Raw genomic sequence first — 13664 nt, forward strand, 5'->3', positions numbered from 1 at the left:
TTAAAGGAAAGCTCAGAATCCGCCTCCTCAACAGGCTCCTTCTGTGGCTCTTCAAAGTTAATAAATAACGATAATTGATCCTGAAGAATACGTGCTGCAAAAGCAACAGCATCTTCTCCATTAACAGCACCATTCGTTTCAATCGTTAACGTCAATTTATCATAATCGAGAACTTGACCTTCACGCGTATTTTCTACTTTATAAGACACTTTACGAATTGGTGAATAAAGACTATCAATCGGAATAAGTCCTATACGACCATCATCAACACAATTACGATCAGATGGAACATACCCCTTCCCTGTGTTGACAATAAATTCCATACGAATTTCAGCATCTTCATCAAGGGTACAGATAACATGATCTGGGTTGAGAATTTCCATATCCCCAACGGTATTGATATCCCCCGCTCTCACGACACCAGGCCCCTCTTTGTAAACGACAAGACGTTTAGGTCCTTCTTCTTCCATACGAAGTGCAATTTCTTTTATATTCAGAATAATATCTGTAACATCTTCACGAACGCCTGGAATCGATGAAAATTCATGCAAGACGCCATCAATCTGTACAGCAGTAATAGCAGCACCACGAAGCGAAGATAATAACACACGACGAAGGGCATTTCCTAATGTTAAGCCAAATCCCCGCTCAAGGGGCTCAGCAATTACACTTGTAATATTTGGATTATCATGCGCACATGATTCAACCTTATTGGGTTTAATAAGTTCCTGCCAGTTTTTCTGGATCATATTTTTATTCCCGTTCTTTAGTTCCGTTACCATTCAATCGTAACGACCAATGTGAACATCAGAGAAATCTCCGATAACAAAAAACAACACCCAATTAAACACGCCGCCTTTTCCGAGGACGACATCCATTATGAGGGATTGGTGTAACATCGCGAATAGAAGTAATGACAAAACCAACAGATTGCAACGCACGTAGAGCAGATTCACGTCCTGCCCCAGGACCACAAACTTCAACTTCCAAAGAACGCATACCATGTTCTTGTGCTTTTCTGGCACAATCTTCCGCAGCAACTTGAGCAGCAAAAGGTGTAGATTTACGCGCCCCTTTAAATCCCTGAGCACCAGCAGATGACCACGCAATCGCATTCCCCTGAGCATCAGTAATCGTAATCATTGTATTGTTAAATGTCGAGTTGATATGCACAACACCCGATGAAATATTTTTACGTTCGCGACGACGAACACGTGTGGCTTCTTTGGCCATAACTTCCCTTTCAACGATCTCATCACTGCCGTAATATCAGCAGCTCCACCTTCTTTTTCTTGTCAAACCGACCCCAACAAGAAACAGAATATATAAAAAAACCTCTCAAAAAACCTCTCACAAAGATTCTTATTTCTTCTTACCAGCAATTGCCTTAGCAGGTCCCTTACGCGTACGCGCATTCGTATGCGTACGCTGCCCTCGGACAGGTAAAGACCGACGATGCCGCAATCCACGATAACAACCAAGGTCCATCAAACGCTTAACATTCATAGCAACTTCACGACGAAGATCACCTTCAACTTGATATCCCTGATCTATCGCCTCACGAATCTGCAGCACTTCGGCATCTGAAAGCTCATGCACACGACGCCCCATGGGAATGCCAACCTTTTCAATAATTTCTTGAGCAAATTTTGGTCCAATCCCGTGGATATATTGAAGCGCAATAATTACACGCTTATTTGTCGGGATATTGACGCCAGCAATACGAGCCACACCTACTCTCCTTAGTTATGTTGACAAATTGTTATAAAATACCTGATGTACCTTAAAGAAAAAAATAGACTCAGAACAAAACCCTTCCGAATCCACCTATTCAACTGAAATAAATTAGAGTCGTTTGTGATGGATTTTATCTTAAAAGTCAACTCTTTTCATTTCCTTCTCAAAAAAATCTTATGAAAGAAAACCTTTAATCATACATGTCACTTCAGCAATACCAATCATTCCATCAATGACCTTTAACATCCCCCTCTCTGAATAAAATTTTGACAAGGGAGCTGTTTTTTTACGATATTCTACTAATCTTTTTGTAAAAGCAACAGGGTTATCATCTAAACGAATCTCTCCACCAGCCGCCACTGTCTCCTGAACACGTTTTTTCATACGTTCAATCAACACGCCTTCATCAACACACAACTCAATAACAGCATCAAGGTGCATATTTTTTGACTCAAGTATTTGTTCTAATGCTTCTGCCTGTCCTACAGTCCTTGGATATCCATCCAAAATAAAACCGTTTATACAATCAGTTTCATCAATCCGATCTGATACGATTTGATTGACAATATCATCAGGAACCAAAGCACCAGAACTTATAATAGATTTAGCTCTTTTACCAACTTCCGTTTCTTTGGCGATAACTTCACGCAACATATCGCCCGTTGATAAATGAGGAATATTATATTCCTCAGTTAACATTTTAGCTTGCGTCCCTTTCCCTGCTCCAGGAGGACCTAAAAGAACCACCCTCATCGATTTCTTCGACCTCCACGAAGTTTTGATTTTTTTATCAACCCTTCATATTGGTGTGCAACAAGATGCCCTTGGATTTGAGCAACCGTATCAAGAGTAACAGTCACAACAATCAACAAAGACGTCCCCCCAAGATAAAAAGGAACTTTGAATGCAGATATCATAAATTCAGGCAATAAACAAACTAAGATAATATAAAGTGCGCCCACAACAGTAATACGCGTCAAAACATAATCAATATATTCCGCTGTACGCTCACCTGGACGAATTCCTGGAATAAAACCAGAATGTTTTTTCAACTGATCTGCAGTATCAGTTGGATTAAACACAATAGCCGTATAAAAAAAGCAAAAAAACGCCATTAAAAATGCGTAGATAACCATATAAAGTGGCTGACCATGACCAAGAGAATAAGAAATAGCCTGAACCCATTGCGGCATTTTATCAGAAAAATTATTAATAGTGGCGGGTAATAACAACAAAGATGAAGCAAAAATAGGTGGAATGACACCAGCAGTATTCAACTTTAAAGGAAGATGTGACATATCACCTTGAAACATTTGATTACCAACCTGACGTTTCGGATACTGAATAAGAATTCTCCGCTGCGCGCGTTCTATAAAAACAATAAGTCCGATAACCAAAACAGCAATAAGGACGATTACTATTAAAAGGAAAGTTGATAAATCAGCTTGGCTATGCGCAGTCAAAAGCTGAGCAAAAGTAGAAGGTAAGTTGGCTACGATCCCTGTAAAAATGATAAGAGAAACTCCATTACCAACACCGCGTGATGTAATTTGCTCGCCAAGCCACATGAGAAACATTGTCCCACCAACAAGTGTAATAACAGAGGAGATACGAAACATGAGACCTGGTTCTACAACAATTTGAAGACCTGTCCCTATACCGCTTTCAAGCGCAAGCGCAATACCAAAGGCTTGGAGAATTGCCAATACGACTGTTACATAACGCGTATATTGATTAATAACCTTACGACCTACCTCGCCCTCTTTTTTAAGAGTCTCCAAAGAAGGAATAATAGATGTTAACAATTGTACAATAATAGATGCCGATATATAAGGCATAATACCCAAGGCAAAAATTGCCATACGCCCAACAGCACCTCCAGCAAACATATTAAAGAGTCCTAAGACACCTGATGCATGGTGCTCAAATGTTTGCCGCAAAGCATCAATATTAATACCTGGGAGAGAAATATAAGTGCCGAAACGATAGACAAGAAGTGCCGCTAAAGTAAACCAAATGCGTTTCTTTAATTCAGTAGCCCGTGAAAAGGTACCGAAGTTTATATTGGAAGCAAATTGCTCTGCTGCTGATGCCATAAAACGTCTCCACTTCACACTCCAGTTCTTTAAATCACAAAAGTATCCTAAAATTTATCTCTTTATACACAAATAATTGCAGATAATTGCAGAACTTAAACAATTCTCCACAAAATATTCAAAAGAACAGATGTTCATCTTCCTTAAATCATAACGGATAACAAAAATTATCCAACAACTTCAGGAAAAACAACCTGACCACCCAATTTTTCAATCTTAACACGGGCTGCTTGTGAAGCACCAGAAACATGAAAGGTCATCTTAGCTTTTAAATCACCATCAGAAAGAAGACGAACCCCATCCTTTTCACGACGAATAATACCAGCCTCTTTCAAAGCAATCATATCAACAGGCTTTTCAATATTCAACTTACCAGCATCAACGGCTGACTGAATACGTCCCAGTGAAACTTCATTGTAGGTTTTAGAAAAGAAATTTTTAAATCCACGTTTTGGTAAACGACGATAGATAGGCATTTGCCCACCTTCAAAACCATTAAGGGAAACACCAGAACGGGATTTTTGCCCTTTTACACCACGACCACCAGTCTTGCCGGTACCCGAACCAATACCACGCCCCACACGCTTACAATTTTTTGTTGCGCCTTCGCAATCACGTAGTTCATTGAGTTTCATATCTAATACTCCTGCAACCCTTAATCTTCATCTATAATACGAACAAGATGCCGAACTCGAGCAATCATACCCCGTACACAAAGCGTATCTTCTAAAACACGCCGCCGACGCATTTTATCGAGTCCAAGCCCCTTCAAAGTTGCACGTTGAATCTGTGAATTCCGAATAGGGCTTCCAATTTGCTCTACCGTCACAGTTTTACTACTCTGAGATTTTTTCTGAACCATTTCTTAATTCCTTTTCTGACAATCTCAGAAACTACCCTTCCACATCGACTAAATGGCGGCGACGCGCCTGCAAAGTTGAATATTTTATACCACGCTGAGCAGCAATATCTCTCGGATGCATTTGATGTTTCAATGCATCAAATGTTGCACGAACCATGTTATAAGGATTTGATGAACCTAGCGATTTCGCAACAACATCCTGCATACCAAGAGCTTCAAAAATAGCACGCATCGGTCCCCCAGCAATAATACCAGTACCAGCAGATGCAGAACGGAGTAAAACACGCCCAGCTCCGTGACGACCTTCAAGATCATGATGCAATGTACGTCCAGACCGAAGCGGAACATAAATCATCCCACGCTTTGCAGATTCTGTTGCTTTACGAACAGCTTCAGGAACTTCACGAGCTTTACCATGTCCAAAACCCACACGCCCTTTTTGATCTCCAACGACAACAAGAGCAGCAAAACCAAAACGCCGACCACCCTTTACAACCTTAGCAACACGATTAATATGAACGAGCCTATCGACAAACTCATTATCGCGTTCTTCTCTCTCACCACGTTCTTTTTGTGCCATTCCTCATTCCTTTTTCTTTTCCGGAAGCACGATAACAAAGCTCCTCATCAAACCAGAAGAACTTAAACGAAATAATCTAAAGTATCCTTACTCATCCATAAGTTAAGAAACTTTAAAAGTTCAAACCACCCTCACGAGCAGCTTCAGCCAAAGCTTTGACTCGACCATGGTATACATAAGCTCCACGATCAAAAACCACTTCATGAACGCCAGCTTGCTTCGCACGTTCAGCAATTAACTTACCAACAGCAAAAGCGGCTTCTTTATCAGCTCCACTTTTTAATGATTTTTTCAAATCACTTTCAAGAGTAGAAGCTGAAACAAGTGTACATCCCCGTAAATCATCAATAACCTGCGCATAGATATTCTGATTTGAACGATAGACGCTAAGCCGAGGACGATCATGAGAAACCATCTTGATCCGACGACGAACACGCCTTGCACGACGCTGGATAATGTCCTTAGATGAAAGCATAATACAAAATCCTTATTTCTTTTTACCTTCTTTACGGAAGATACGTTCATCTGCATGCTTAACACCTTTACCTTTATAAGGCTCAGGTCTACGATACTCGCGAATCTCTGCTGCAACTTGTCCAACTTGCTGCTTATCAATTCCAGAAATAACAATCTCTGTAGGCTTAGGAACAGTTACAGTAACACCCGATGGAACTTTATACACCACATCATGTGAAAAGCCTAGAGAGAGTTGAATATCTTTACCCTGTAAAGCAGCACGATAACCAACCCCATTGATCTCTAACCTTTTTTCAAAACCATCTTTTACACCACAAAAAATATTCTCAATCATTGAGCGTGACATACCCCATTTAGAGCGCGCATCCTTTGACTGATCCCGTGGCATAACTGATATGACATTTTCCTCGAATTTAACTAAAACTTCATCATTAACGACGTAACTTAGTTCACCTTTTGGACCTTTTGCCTTAACCAGCTGACCTTCAACAGTAGCAGTAACCCCAGAAGGAATTGAAATGGGTTTTTTTCCAATACGAGACATTGTTCTAACCTACTTTTTCTTCCGTTTTCTTGACATACTTTAGAAAACACGACAAAGGAGTTCTCCACCAACATTCTGTTCACGTGCTTCATGATCAGCCATAACGCCTTTAGGAGTCGACAAAACCGAAATACCTAAACCATTTGCCACCTGTGGAAGTGACTTAGCAGAAACATACACACGACGACCAGGTTTTGACACACGTGAAATCTCACGAATAGCAGCCATTCCTTCAAAATACTTCAATTCGATTTCAAGCTCAGCTTTCCCATCACCTAAATCAACTTGATTATACCCGCGAATATAACCTTCCGACTGAAGAACATCAAGAACGCGCGCACGAAGCTTCGAAGCTGGAGTAACCACCTTGTCTTTTTTGCGGCCAAGTGCATTACGAATACGTGTTAACATATCACCAAGAGGATCTGACATAGACATTAAATAATCTCCTCTTACCAACTAGACTTTACGATACCAGGAATATGGCCAATAGAACCAAGTTCACGTAATGCAATTCGTGACATTTTTAACTTACGATAATAAGCCCGCGGACGACCTGAAACCTCACAGCGATTACGAATACGAACCTTCGAAGAATTACGTGGCAATTCTGCCAATTGAACAGAAGCTTTAAAACGTTCTTCAAGAGAAACCTTCTGATCCATAACAATTGCTTTCAAACGTGCACGACGTGCAGCATAACGCTTCACCATCACCTCACGACGCTTATTTTTTTCAACGGCACTTACTTTGGCCATAATCTCACCTCGCTACATTTGCCGTTACGAGCGAAAAGGAAAATTAAAAGCACGCAATAATTCACGAGCCTCATCATCCGTTTTTGCTGTCGTACAAATGATAATATCCATGCCCCAAATTTGATCAACTTTATCATAGTTAATTTCTGGAAACACAATGTGTTCTTTAATACCCATAGCAAAATTGCCACGACCATCAAAACTCTTTGGATTTAAACCACGAAAGTCACGCACCCGTGGAAGAGCAATCGTAACAAGACGATCTAAAAACTCAAACATCCGATCTTTACGCAATGTCACTTTAGCCCCAAGAGGCATTCCTTCACGAACTTTAAAGGTCGCAATAGAATTACGCGCACGGGTAACTACAGCCTTCTGACCTGTTATGAGTCCTAAATCCTCAGCAGCAAGGGAAGGTTTTTTCGAATCAGCAGTTGCTTCACCTATCCCCATATTAATTACAATTTTATCAATCCGCGGAAGCTGCATCGCATTTTTGTAATTAAACTTCTCTTGAAGAGCTTTACGAATCACTTCAAAATAGTGCGCTTTCATACGCGGTATTTGTCTTTCCTCAGCCATTAATCAACTCTCCCGAACGCTTGGCATAACGTACTTTATTACCATCTGCATTCATACGAAAGCCTACGCGTGTAGGCTTACCATCTTTAGGATCAGCAATCGCCAAATTAGACAGATGAATCGGAGCTTCTTTAGAAATAATTCCAGCTTCTTGCTTCTGCGTTTGACGTTGATGACGTTTAATCATATTAATCCCACGAACAAAAGCTTTATTCTCTTTCGGACTAACCTTAATTACTTCACCACTACATGCTTTATCCTTACCGGATAAAACAACAACCTTATCACCTTTTCGAATCTTCTGCATAATATTAACTCCTTACAGCACTTCAGGAGCGAGCGAGATGATCTTCATATGATTCCTCCCACGCAATTCACGAGGAACAGGTCCAAAGATCCGCGTACCAATCGGCTCTTTTTTGTTATCCACCAAAACCGCAGCATTACTATCAAAACGAATGACACTACCATCTGGGCGACGGACATCCTTAGCTGTACGAACCACAACAGCTTTCATAACATCACCTTTTTTAACACGGCCACGAGGAATAGCATCCTTAACCGAAACAACAATAATGTCACCGACCGAAGCATATTTACGCTTTGAACCACCTAACACCTTGATGCACATGACACGACGAGCACCAGAATTATCAGCAACGTCGAGGTTTGTTTGCATCTGAATCATGACTGGCCACCTTTTCTTAACATATATATCCGCTTGTATCTTTTATACATTCGGATTTGCCTGCCAAATAACGATAAAGTCATTGTTTCAAATTTACCAAAGAAAAACCACTGTTAAATTCTAAAACAATAAACTTAACTCATTACGCTACATTGTCTTTTACAACAATCCAACATTTATCTTTCGAAATTGGTCTCGATTCTTGAATAGAAACTTGATCCCCAATCTTGAATTGGTTGTTTTCGTCATGCGCTTTATAATTTTTAGACTGCCGAACAGTCTTCTTTAGAAGCGGATGAGAATAACGACGCTCAACTTTAACAACGACAGTCTTATCACTTTTGTCGCTAATAACAACACCCTGCAAAACGCGTTTAGGCATCTCTTATTTCCTTAAACCTTACTTTCACTTAATTTTTGATGAAGAAAAGTCTTAATACGCGCAATATCACGACGAACTTGTCTAACACGTGCAGTCTTTTCTAATTGACCTGTTGCCTTTTGAAAGCGCAAATTAAATTGCTCTTTCTTTAATTTAGCCAATTCATCTTTCATTTGGTCGAGCGTTTGCGCCCGTAATTCTCTGGCTTTCATCGCTTAACCTCTTTATTCCGCAATACGCTGAATGAAACGCGTTTTTATAGGCAGCTTTGCAGCGCCCAACCTTAGTGCTTCACGTGCAACATCTTCAGGAACCCCATCAAGCTCAAACATGACGCGCCCAGGAGCAACACGTGCAGCCCAATAATCAACACTTCCCTTCCCTTTACCCATACGAACTTCAGTTGGTTTAGATGTAACCGGAAGATCTGGAAAAATACGAATCCATACACGACCAGAACGTTTCATATAACGTGTAATTGCACGACGCGCCGCTTCAATTTGACGAGCAGTAACCCGCTCCGGCTCAACAGCCTTCAAACCGTAGGCACCGAAATTCAAACCCGTACCACCCTTCGCAACACCGTGAATACGGCCCTTGAACTGCTTACGGAACTTTGTGCGCTTTGGCTGCAACATTGTTCTCTACTCCAAATTTTAGTTTAATCTCAAAAACTAAGCATTTTCGCGGCGACGATTCGATGAAGAACCAGATTGATCAGCTTCCGTAGCACGACGTTCTGAAGCCATCGGATCATGTTCAAGAATCTCACCCTTAAAGACCCAAACTTTAATACCACAAATACCGTAAGCGGTCTTAGCTTCTGCTGTACCGTAATCGACATCAGAACGCAAGGTATGAAGTGGAACACGCCCTTCACGATACCATTCCATACGAGCAATTTCAGCACCACCAAGACGACCAGAGCAATTGATACGAATACCTTCCGCACCAAGACGCATAGCAGACTGAACAGCACGCTTCATTGCACGACGGAAAGCAACACGGCGCTCCAACTGTTGAGCAATTGATTGCGCAATAATCGTAGCATCAATCTCTGGCTTACGAATCTCCACAATATTCAATGAAGTTTCAGCATTGGTCATTTCTGAAAGCTTACGACGAAGTTTCTCGATATCAGCACCTTTTTTACCAATAATCAAACCAGGACGTGCAGAATGAATTGTAACACGACATTTTTTATGAGGACGTTCAATAACAACCTTAGAAATAGCCGCCTGCTTAAGCTCTTCAAGCACATATGAGCGAATTTTTAAGTCTTCATGAAGAAGACGTCCATATTCACCACTATCAGCATACCAACGAGAATCCCAAGTCCGATTAACACCAAGACGAAGTCCTATTGGATTGATCTTCTGACCCATTACGCGGCCTCCACTTTTTCGCTAACTTCACGAACAATAACAGTAAGATGTGAAAATGGACGCTCAATTCGACTAGCACGCCCGCGACCACGAACATGAAAACGTTTCATCACGATCGACTTACCAACATAAGCCTCTGCTACAATAAGCGAATCAATGTCAAGATCGTGGTTATTCTCTGCATTTGCAATCGCTGATTCAAGCGTTTTTTTCACAATCGCAGCAATACGTTTGCGCGAAAACGTCAAATCAGCAAGCGCCACATTAACTCTTTTACCACGAATCATTGCAGCAACTAAATTAAGCTTCTGCGGACTAACACGAATTGTTCGTGTGACAGCTTTTGCTTCATTATCTTTAAGCTGGCGCGGAACCTTAGCTTTTCCCATTCCTACTTCCTCTTCGCTTTTTTATCGGCACCATGACCATAATAAGTCCGGGTAGGAGCGAACTCACCAAACTTATGCCCAACCATCTCTTCAGAAACAGAAACAGGAATATGCTTATTGCCGTTGTAAACACCAAAAGTTAAACCAACAAACTGCGGCAAAATAGTAGAGCGACGACTCCATATTTTTATAACTTCATTGCGCCCACTTGCACGTACCTTCTCTGCTTTACCAAGAAGATAGCCGTCAACAAACGGACCTTTCCAAACTGAACGAACCACTTCAGACTACCTTTCTTACTTTTTGCGCTGATGACGCGTACGCATAATAAACTTATCAGTGGCTTTATTGGAGCGCGTACGCTTACCTTTCGTAGGCTTACCCCAAGGAGATACCGGATGCCGCCCCCCTGATGTACGACCTTCACCACCACCGTGCGGATGATCAACAGGATTCATAGCAACACCACGAACATGTGGACGCTTACCACGCCATCGTGACCGACCGGCCTTACCATCATTAATATTCCCATGATCAGGATTTGAAACAGCACCAACAGTTGCAAAACAGCTGCTAGAAACTAAACGCTGCTCACCAGAATTTAAACGAAGAATAGCCATCCCATGATCTCGTCCAACCAACTGCGCATAAGCACCGGCTGAACGTGCAATCTGCCCCCCTTTTCCCGGCTTCATTTCAACATTATGAATAATCGTACCGACAGGCATATTGCCAAGGGGCATGGCATTTCCTGGTTTAACATCAACATTTGAGCCAGCAATAATAGAATCACCCACAGCAAGACGTTGTGGCGCGAGAATATAACTTAATTGCCCATCTTCATAGCGAATTAAAGCAATAAAAGCAGTGCGATTAGGATCATACTCTAAACGCTCAACTTTCGCTGAAACATCACGTTTAAGACGCTTAAAGTCGACGAACCGATAGCTTCGTTTATGACCACCACCCTGAAAACGAGCAGTAACACGACCTCGATTATTCCGTCCACCCTTTGAAGACAGACCTTCAGTCAACATCTTTACAGGTTTTCCCTTATAAAGACAAGAACGTTCCACAATGACAAGCTGACGCTGCCCAGGTGTTGTTGGATTAAATTGCTTAAGTGCCATTATTCCTATCTCCGAGCCTCTTTAAAGACCTGTCGAAACGTCGATAGTCTGACCACTGGCCAGAGTTACGATCGCTTTTTTGACATCACTCTGCCGACCAACAATACCTCTAAAACGTTTCACTTTGCCCTTACGGACTATCGTGTTAACTGCTTTAACTTTTACGCTAAAAAGCGCCTCAACAGCAGCCTTAATTTCAGGTTTTGTCGCTTTCGGCGCGACATTAAAAGCAACTTGATTATATTCAGAAATCATAGTCGACTTTTCAGTAATAACTGGACTAATAATCACATCATAATGGCGAAGATCTGTCATTTAAAACGCTCCTCAAGAGCCTCAACAGCTGCCTTTGATAAAACAAGTTTGCTGCGACGCAAAATATCATAAACATTAATTCCCTGAATGGGCAAAACATCAATATTAGGGATATTCGATGCTGCACGAAAAAAGTTAATATCAATCTCTTTACCACCAATCAAGAGAGCATTATTAAACCCAAGCTTAGAAAAATGAGAAACAAGATTTTTCGTTTTAGCATCCTTAACAGACAACTCATCCACAACAATCAAATCTTTTGCTTTTAATTTTGCAGATAAAGCAAGACGCAACCCAAGAGCACGAATCTTTTTAGGAAGATCATGCGCATGGCTACGAAACACCGGCCCATGCGCTTTACCTCCACCTCGAAACTGTGGTGCACGTGCAGATGAATGGCGAGCACGCCCAGTTCCCTTTTGTTTAAACATCTTTGCCCCCGTTCGTGACACATCAGAACGCCCTTGTGATTGATGGGTCCCCTGTTGACGACGTGCAAGCTGCCAACGAACAACGCGCTGTAAAATATCCTCACGCGGAACAAGATCAAAGATAGATTCAGAAACCTTTAATTTACCGGCTTCATTACCATCAAGAGTTTTAATTACAAGATCCATTATTAGGCTCCCTCAACTTCAGAGGTTTCCGTCACCGGAGTAACCATTTCCGTTTTCTCCTTCACAAGACGGCGAATGCCAGCAGGCTTTGGAGCATTATCAGGAAGAGGTTTCTTCACGGCATCTCTTACCAAGATCCAAGACCCCTTAGAGCCAGAAACAGCACCACGCACTAAAATCAAACCACGCTCAATATCAGTGGAAACAACTTCAATATTTTGTGTTGTTACACGCACCTGCCCCATATGGCCAGCCATTTTTTTCCCTTTAAAAACTTTACCAGGATCTTGGCACTGCCCCGTAGAACCATGAGCACGATGTGTGATCGAATTACCATGGGAAGCGCGGTGCCCACCAAAGTTATGCCGTTTCATAACACCGGCAAATCCCTTACCAATACTGGTACCAGTCACATCAACGCGCTGTCCTGGAACAAAATGTTCCACTGTAATCTCAGTACCGATATCAAGGAGATTATCGGGGCTCACACGAAACTCTGCTATTTTGGCTTTAGGCTCAACAGAAGCCTTAGCAAAATGCCCACGAAGAGCTTGTGAAGTATTCTTAACCTTAGCAAAGCCTACACCTAATTGAACAGCAGTATAACCATTCTTTTCAACTGTACGCTGAGCAACGACTTGACAATTCTCCAAACGAAGTACTGTCACCGGCACATGCTCTCCAGCATCATTATAAATACGGGTCATGCCCAGCTTCTGTGCTATTACACCTGAACGCATCGGGTCCGTTCCTTCTGTCCTCAAACCTCAGAGCTTAATTTCCACATCCACACCAGCAGAAAGATCGAGCTTCATAAGCGCGTCCACTGTTTGCGGCGTTGGATCAACAATATCAAGAAGACGCTTATGCGTACGCATTTCAAACTGCTCACGGCTCTTCTTATCGATATGCGGTCCACGATTAACCGTAAATTTTTCAATCCGCGTCGGAAGCGGAATGGGACCACGGACATTTGCACCAGTCCGCTTAGCAGTCGATACAATCTCACGCGTCGACGTATCAAGAATTCTATGATCAAACGCTTTTAAGCGAATGCGAATATTTTGACTGTTCATGCTCTTTATTTCCCTGTCATATAAAGCGCCTTCAATAATAAAGGCG

Annotated in this window: 26 protein-coding genes; all 26 read right to left on the reverse strand. The window is 41.8% G+C overall.

The features are described from left to right. On the reverse strand, positions 1-749 hold a 749-nt coding region (locus BN338_RS00595; RefSeq protein WP_039758076.1), incomplete at its 3' end, for a DNA-directed RNA polymerase subunit alpha. A gap of 94 nt (positions 750-843) precedes the next feature. Beyond that, positions 844-1233: a 30S ribosomal protein S11 gene (gene rpsK / locus BN338_RS00600; protein ID WP_005773294.1), complete on the reverse strand. Its 390-nt coding sequence runs from the start codon at positions 1231-1233 to the stop codon at positions 844-846. Positions 1234-1362: 129 nt separating this feature from the next. Further along, positions 1363-1731, reverse strand: a complete 369-nt coding sequence (gene rpsM / locus BN338_RS00605; protein ID WP_039758082.1) for a 30S ribosomal protein S13 — start codon at positions 1729-1731, stop codon at positions 1363-1365. Between the two features lie 180 nt (positions 1732-1911). Then, positions 1912-2490 (reverse strand): adenylate kinase, encoded by a 579-nt coding sequence (locus BN338_RS00610; RefSeq protein ID WP_039758084.1) that lies wholly within the window; start codon positions 2488-2490, stop codon positions 1912-1914. Then, positions 2487-3833 carry a preprotein translocase subunit SecY gene (gene secY / locus BN338_RS00615; protein WP_039758085.1) on the reverse strand — a complete coding sequence of 449 codons (1347 nt, stop codon included), beginning with the start codon at positions 3831-3833 and terminating at the stop codon, positions 2487-2489. Before secY ends, BN338_RS00610 begins: the two co-directional genes overlap by 4 nt. Before the next feature lie 167 nt (positions 3834-4000). Continuing rightward, positions 4001-4468 carry a 50S ribosomal protein L15 gene (gene rplO, locus BN338_RS00620; RefSeq protein WP_039758087.1) on the reverse strand — a complete coding sequence of 156 codons (468 nt, stop codon included), beginning with the start codon at positions 4466-4468 and terminating at the stop codon, positions 4001-4003. Positions 4469-4488: 20 nt separating this feature from the next. Then, positions 4489-4695 (reverse strand): 50S ribosomal protein L30, encoded by a 207-nt coding sequence (rpmD, locus tag BN338_RS00625; RefSeq protein WP_039758089.1) that lies wholly within the window; start codon positions 4693-4695, stop codon positions 4489-4491. Positions 4696-4726: 31 nt separating this feature from the next. Further along, entirely contained in the window at positions 4727-5275 is a 549-nt protein-coding gene (rpsE, locus tag BN338_RS00630) for a 30S ribosomal protein S5 (RefSeq protein WP_005773287.1), read from the reverse strand. A gap of 112 nt (positions 5276-5387) precedes the next feature. Continuing rightward, complete coding sequence (gene rplR, locus BN338_RS00635) at positions 5388-5750, reverse strand: 50S ribosomal protein L18 (RefSeq protein ID WP_039758090.1); 363 nt, start codon at positions 5748-5750, stop codon at positions 5388-5390. Between the two features lie 12 nt (positions 5751-5762). Next, positions 5763-6296, reverse strand: coding sequence for a 50S ribosomal protein L6 (rplF, locus tag BN338_RS00640; RefSeq protein WP_039758092.1), 534 nt, complete (start codon positions 6294-6296; stop codon positions 5763-5765). Positions 6297-6335: 39 nt separating this feature from the next. Further along, positions 6336-6734: a 30S ribosomal protein S8 gene (rpsH, locus tag BN338_RS00645; RefSeq protein ID WP_039758094.1), complete on the reverse strand. Its 399-nt coding sequence runs from the start codon at positions 6732-6734 to the stop codon at positions 6336-6338. A gap of 14 nt (positions 6735-6748) precedes the next feature. Further along, complete coding sequence (gene rpsN, locus BN338_RS00650) at positions 6749-7054, reverse strand: 30S ribosomal protein S14 (RefSeq protein ID WP_005773283.1); 306 nt, start codon at positions 7052-7054, stop codon at positions 6749-6751. Between the two features lie 24 nt (positions 7055-7078). Further along, on the reverse strand, positions 7079-7636 hold the full coding sequence (rplE, locus tag BN338_RS00655; protein WP_039758095.1) for a 50S ribosomal protein L5: 558 nt from the start codon (positions 7634-7636) through the stop codon (positions 7079-7081). Next, on the reverse strand, positions 7629-7943 hold the full coding sequence (rplX, locus tag BN338_RS00660; protein WP_039758097.1) for a 50S ribosomal protein L24: 315 nt from the start codon (positions 7941-7943) through the stop codon (positions 7629-7631). Before rplX ends, rplE begins: the two co-directional genes overlap by 8 nt. 12 nt (positions 7944-7955) lie before the next feature. Then, complete coding sequence (rplN, locus tag BN338_RS00665; RefSeq protein ID WP_039758098.1) at positions 7956-8324, reverse strand: 50S ribosomal protein L14; 369 nt, start codon at positions 8322-8324, stop codon at positions 7956-7958. A gap of 142 nt (positions 8325-8466) precedes the next feature. Continuing rightward, positions 8467-8706 carry a 30S ribosomal protein S17 gene (gene rpsQ / locus BN338_RS00670; protein ID WP_012231991.1) on the reverse strand — a complete coding sequence of 80 codons (240 nt, stop codon included), beginning with the start codon at positions 8704-8706 and terminating at the stop codon, positions 8467-8469. A gap of 11 nt (positions 8707-8717) precedes the next feature. Then, on the reverse strand, positions 8718-8918 hold the full coding sequence (rpmC, locus tag BN338_RS00675) for a 50S ribosomal protein L29 (protein ID WP_039758100.1): 201 nt from the start codon (positions 8916-8918) through the stop codon (positions 8718-8720). A 12-nt stretch (positions 8919-8930) separates the two neighbouring features. Next, positions 8931-9344, reverse strand: coding sequence for a 50S ribosomal protein L16 (gene rplP, locus BN338_RS00680; protein ID WP_039758101.1), 414 nt, complete (start codon positions 9342-9344; stop codon positions 8931-8933). 36 nt (positions 9345-9380) lie between these two features. Further along, on the reverse strand, positions 9381-10091 hold the full coding sequence (gene rpsC, locus BN338_RS00685) for a 30S ribosomal protein S3 (RefSeq protein WP_005773275.1): 711 nt from the start codon (positions 10089-10091) through the stop codon (positions 9381-9383). Further along, positions 10091-10480 carry a 50S ribosomal protein L22 gene (gene rplV, locus BN338_RS00690; protein ID WP_039758102.1) on the reverse strand — a complete coding sequence of 130 codons (390 nt, stop codon included), beginning with the start codon at positions 10478-10480 and terminating at the stop codon, positions 10091-10093. Before rplV ends, rpsC begins: the two co-directional genes overlap by 1 nt. A 2-nt stretch (positions 10481-10482) precedes the next feature. Further along, complete coding sequence (rpsS, locus tag BN338_RS00695) at positions 10483-10761, reverse strand: 30S ribosomal protein S19 (RefSeq protein ID WP_004855734.1); 279 nt, start codon at positions 10759-10761, stop codon at positions 10483-10485. A gap of 15 nt (positions 10762-10776) precedes the next feature. Next, positions 10777-11610: a 50S ribosomal protein L2 gene (gene rplB / locus BN338_RS00700; protein WP_039758106.1), complete on the reverse strand. Its 834-nt coding sequence runs from the start codon at positions 11608-11610 to the stop codon at positions 10777-10779. A gap of 21 nt (positions 11611-11631) precedes the next feature. Next, positions 11632-11925: a 50S ribosomal protein L23 gene (locus BN338_RS00705; protein ID WP_039758107.1), complete on the reverse strand. Its 294-nt coding sequence runs from the start codon at positions 11923-11925 to the stop codon at positions 11632-11634. After that, on the reverse strand, positions 11922-12542 hold the full coding sequence (rplD, locus tag BN338_RS00710; RefSeq protein ID WP_039758109.1) for a 50S ribosomal protein L4: 621 nt from the start codon (positions 12540-12542) through the stop codon (positions 11922-11924). Before rplD ends, BN338_RS00705 begins: the two co-directional genes overlap by 4 nt. 2 nt (positions 12543-12544) lie before the next feature. Next, complete coding sequence (gene rplC, locus BN338_RS00715) at positions 12545-13282, reverse strand: 50S ribosomal protein L3 (protein ID WP_039758110.1); 738 nt, start codon at positions 13280-13282, stop codon at positions 12545-12547. 27 nt (positions 13283-13309) lie between these two features. Then, the gene (gene rpsJ, locus BN338_RS00720; protein WP_005773267.1) at positions 13310-13618 is read right to left on the reverse strand and encodes a 30S ribosomal protein S10; all 309 of its coding nucleotides are present in this window, start codon (positions 13616-13618) and stop codon (positions 13310-13312) included. Between the last annotated feature and the right edge of the window lie 46 nt (positions 13619-13664).

The sequence above is a fragment of the Bartonella queenslandensis AUST/NH15 genome (genome assembly GCF_000312585.1).
GTDB lineage: Bacteria > Pseudomonadota > Alphaproteobacteria > Rhizobiales > Rhizobiaceae > Bartonella > Bartonella queenslandensis_A.

Excerpts from the sequence above, each read along its gene's own strand:
- rpsK (WP_005773294.1), bottom strand. The coding sequence starts at position 1,233 with ATGGCCAAAGAAGCCACACGTGTTCGTCGTCGCGAACGTAAAAATATT.
- BN338_RS00610 (WP_039758084.1), bottom strand. The coding sequence starts at position 2,490 with ATGAGGGTGGTTCTTTTAGGTCCTCCTGGAGCAGGGAAAGGGACGCAA.
- secY (WP_039758085.1), bottom strand. The coding sequence starts at position 3,833 with ATGGCATCAGCAGCAGAGCAATTTGCTTCCAATATAAACTTCGGTACC.
- rplO (WP_039758087.1), bottom strand. The coding sequence starts at position 4,468 with ATGAAACTCAATGAACTACGTGATTGCGAAGGCGCAACAAAAAATTGT.
- rpmD (WP_039758089.1), bottom strand. The coding sequence starts at position 4,695 with ATGGTTCAGAAAAAATCTCAGAGTAGTAAAACTGTGACGGTAGAGCAA.
- rpsE (WP_005773287.1), bottom strand. The coding sequence starts at position 5,275 with ATGGCACAAAAAGAACGTGGTGAGAGAGAAGAACGCGATAATGAGTTT.
- rplR (WP_039758090.1), bottom strand. The coding sequence starts at position 5,750 with ATGCTTTCATCTAAGGACATTATCCAGCGTCGTGCAAGGCGTGTTCGT.
- rplF (WP_039758092.1), bottom strand. The coding sequence starts at position 6,296 with ATGTCTCGTATTGGAAAAAAACCCATTTCAATTCCTTCTGGGGTTACT.
- rpsH (WP_039758094.1), bottom strand. The coding sequence starts at position 6,734 with ATGTCTATGTCAGATCCTCTTGGTGATATGTTAACACGTATTCGTAAT.
- rpsN (WP_005773283.1), bottom strand. The coding sequence starts at position 7,054 with ATGGCCAAAGTAAGTGCCGTTGAAAAAAATAAGCGTCGTGAGGTGATG.
- rplE (WP_039758095.1), bottom strand. The coding sequence starts at position 7,636 with ATGGCTGAGGAAAGACAAATACCGCGTATGAAAGCGCACTATTTTGAA.
- rplX (WP_039758097.1), bottom strand. The coding sequence starts at position 7,943 with ATGCAGAAGATTCGAAAAGGTGATAAGGTTGTTGTTTTATCCGGTAAG.
- rplN (WP_039758098.1), bottom strand. The coding sequence starts at position 8,324 with ATGATTCAGATGCAAACAAACCTCGACGTTGCTGATAATTCTGGTGCT.
- rpsQ (WP_012231991.1), bottom strand. The coding sequence starts at position 8,706 with ATGCCTAAACGCGTTTTGCAGGGTGTTGTTATTAGCGACAAAAGTGAT.
- rpmC (WP_039758100.1), bottom strand. The coding sequence starts at position 8,918 with ATGAAAGCCAGAGAATTACGGGCGCAAACGCTCGACCAAATGAAAGAT.
- rplP (WP_039758101.1), bottom strand. The coding sequence starts at position 9,344 with ATGTTGCAGCCAAAGCGCACAAAGTTCCGTAAGCAGTTCAAGGGCCGT.
- rpsC (WP_005773275.1), bottom strand. The coding sequence starts at position 10,091 with ATGGGTCAGAAGATCAATCCAATAGGACTTCGTCTTGGTGTTAATCGG.
- rplV (WP_039758102.1), bottom strand. The coding sequence starts at position 10,480 with ATGGGAAAAGCTAAGGTTCCGCGCCAGCTTAAAGATAATGAAGCAAAA.
- rplB (WP_039758106.1), bottom strand. The coding sequence starts at position 11,610 with ATGGCACTTAAGCAATTTAATCCAACAACACCTGGGCAGCGTCAGCTT.
- BN338_RS00705 (WP_039758107.1), bottom strand. The coding sequence starts at position 11,925 with ATGACAGATCTTCGCCATTATGATGTGATTATTAGTCCAGTTATTACT.
- rplD (WP_039758109.1), bottom strand. The coding sequence starts at position 12,542 with ATGGATCTTGTAATTAAAACTCTTGATGGTAATGAAGCCGGTAAATTA.
- rplC (WP_039758110.1), bottom strand. The coding sequence starts at position 13,282 with ATGCGTTCAGGTGTAATAGCACAGAAGCTGGGCATGACCCGTATTTAT.
- rpsJ (WP_005773267.1), bottom strand. The coding sequence starts at position 13,618 with ATGAACAGTCAAAATATTCGCATTCGCTTAAAAGCGTTTGATCATAGA.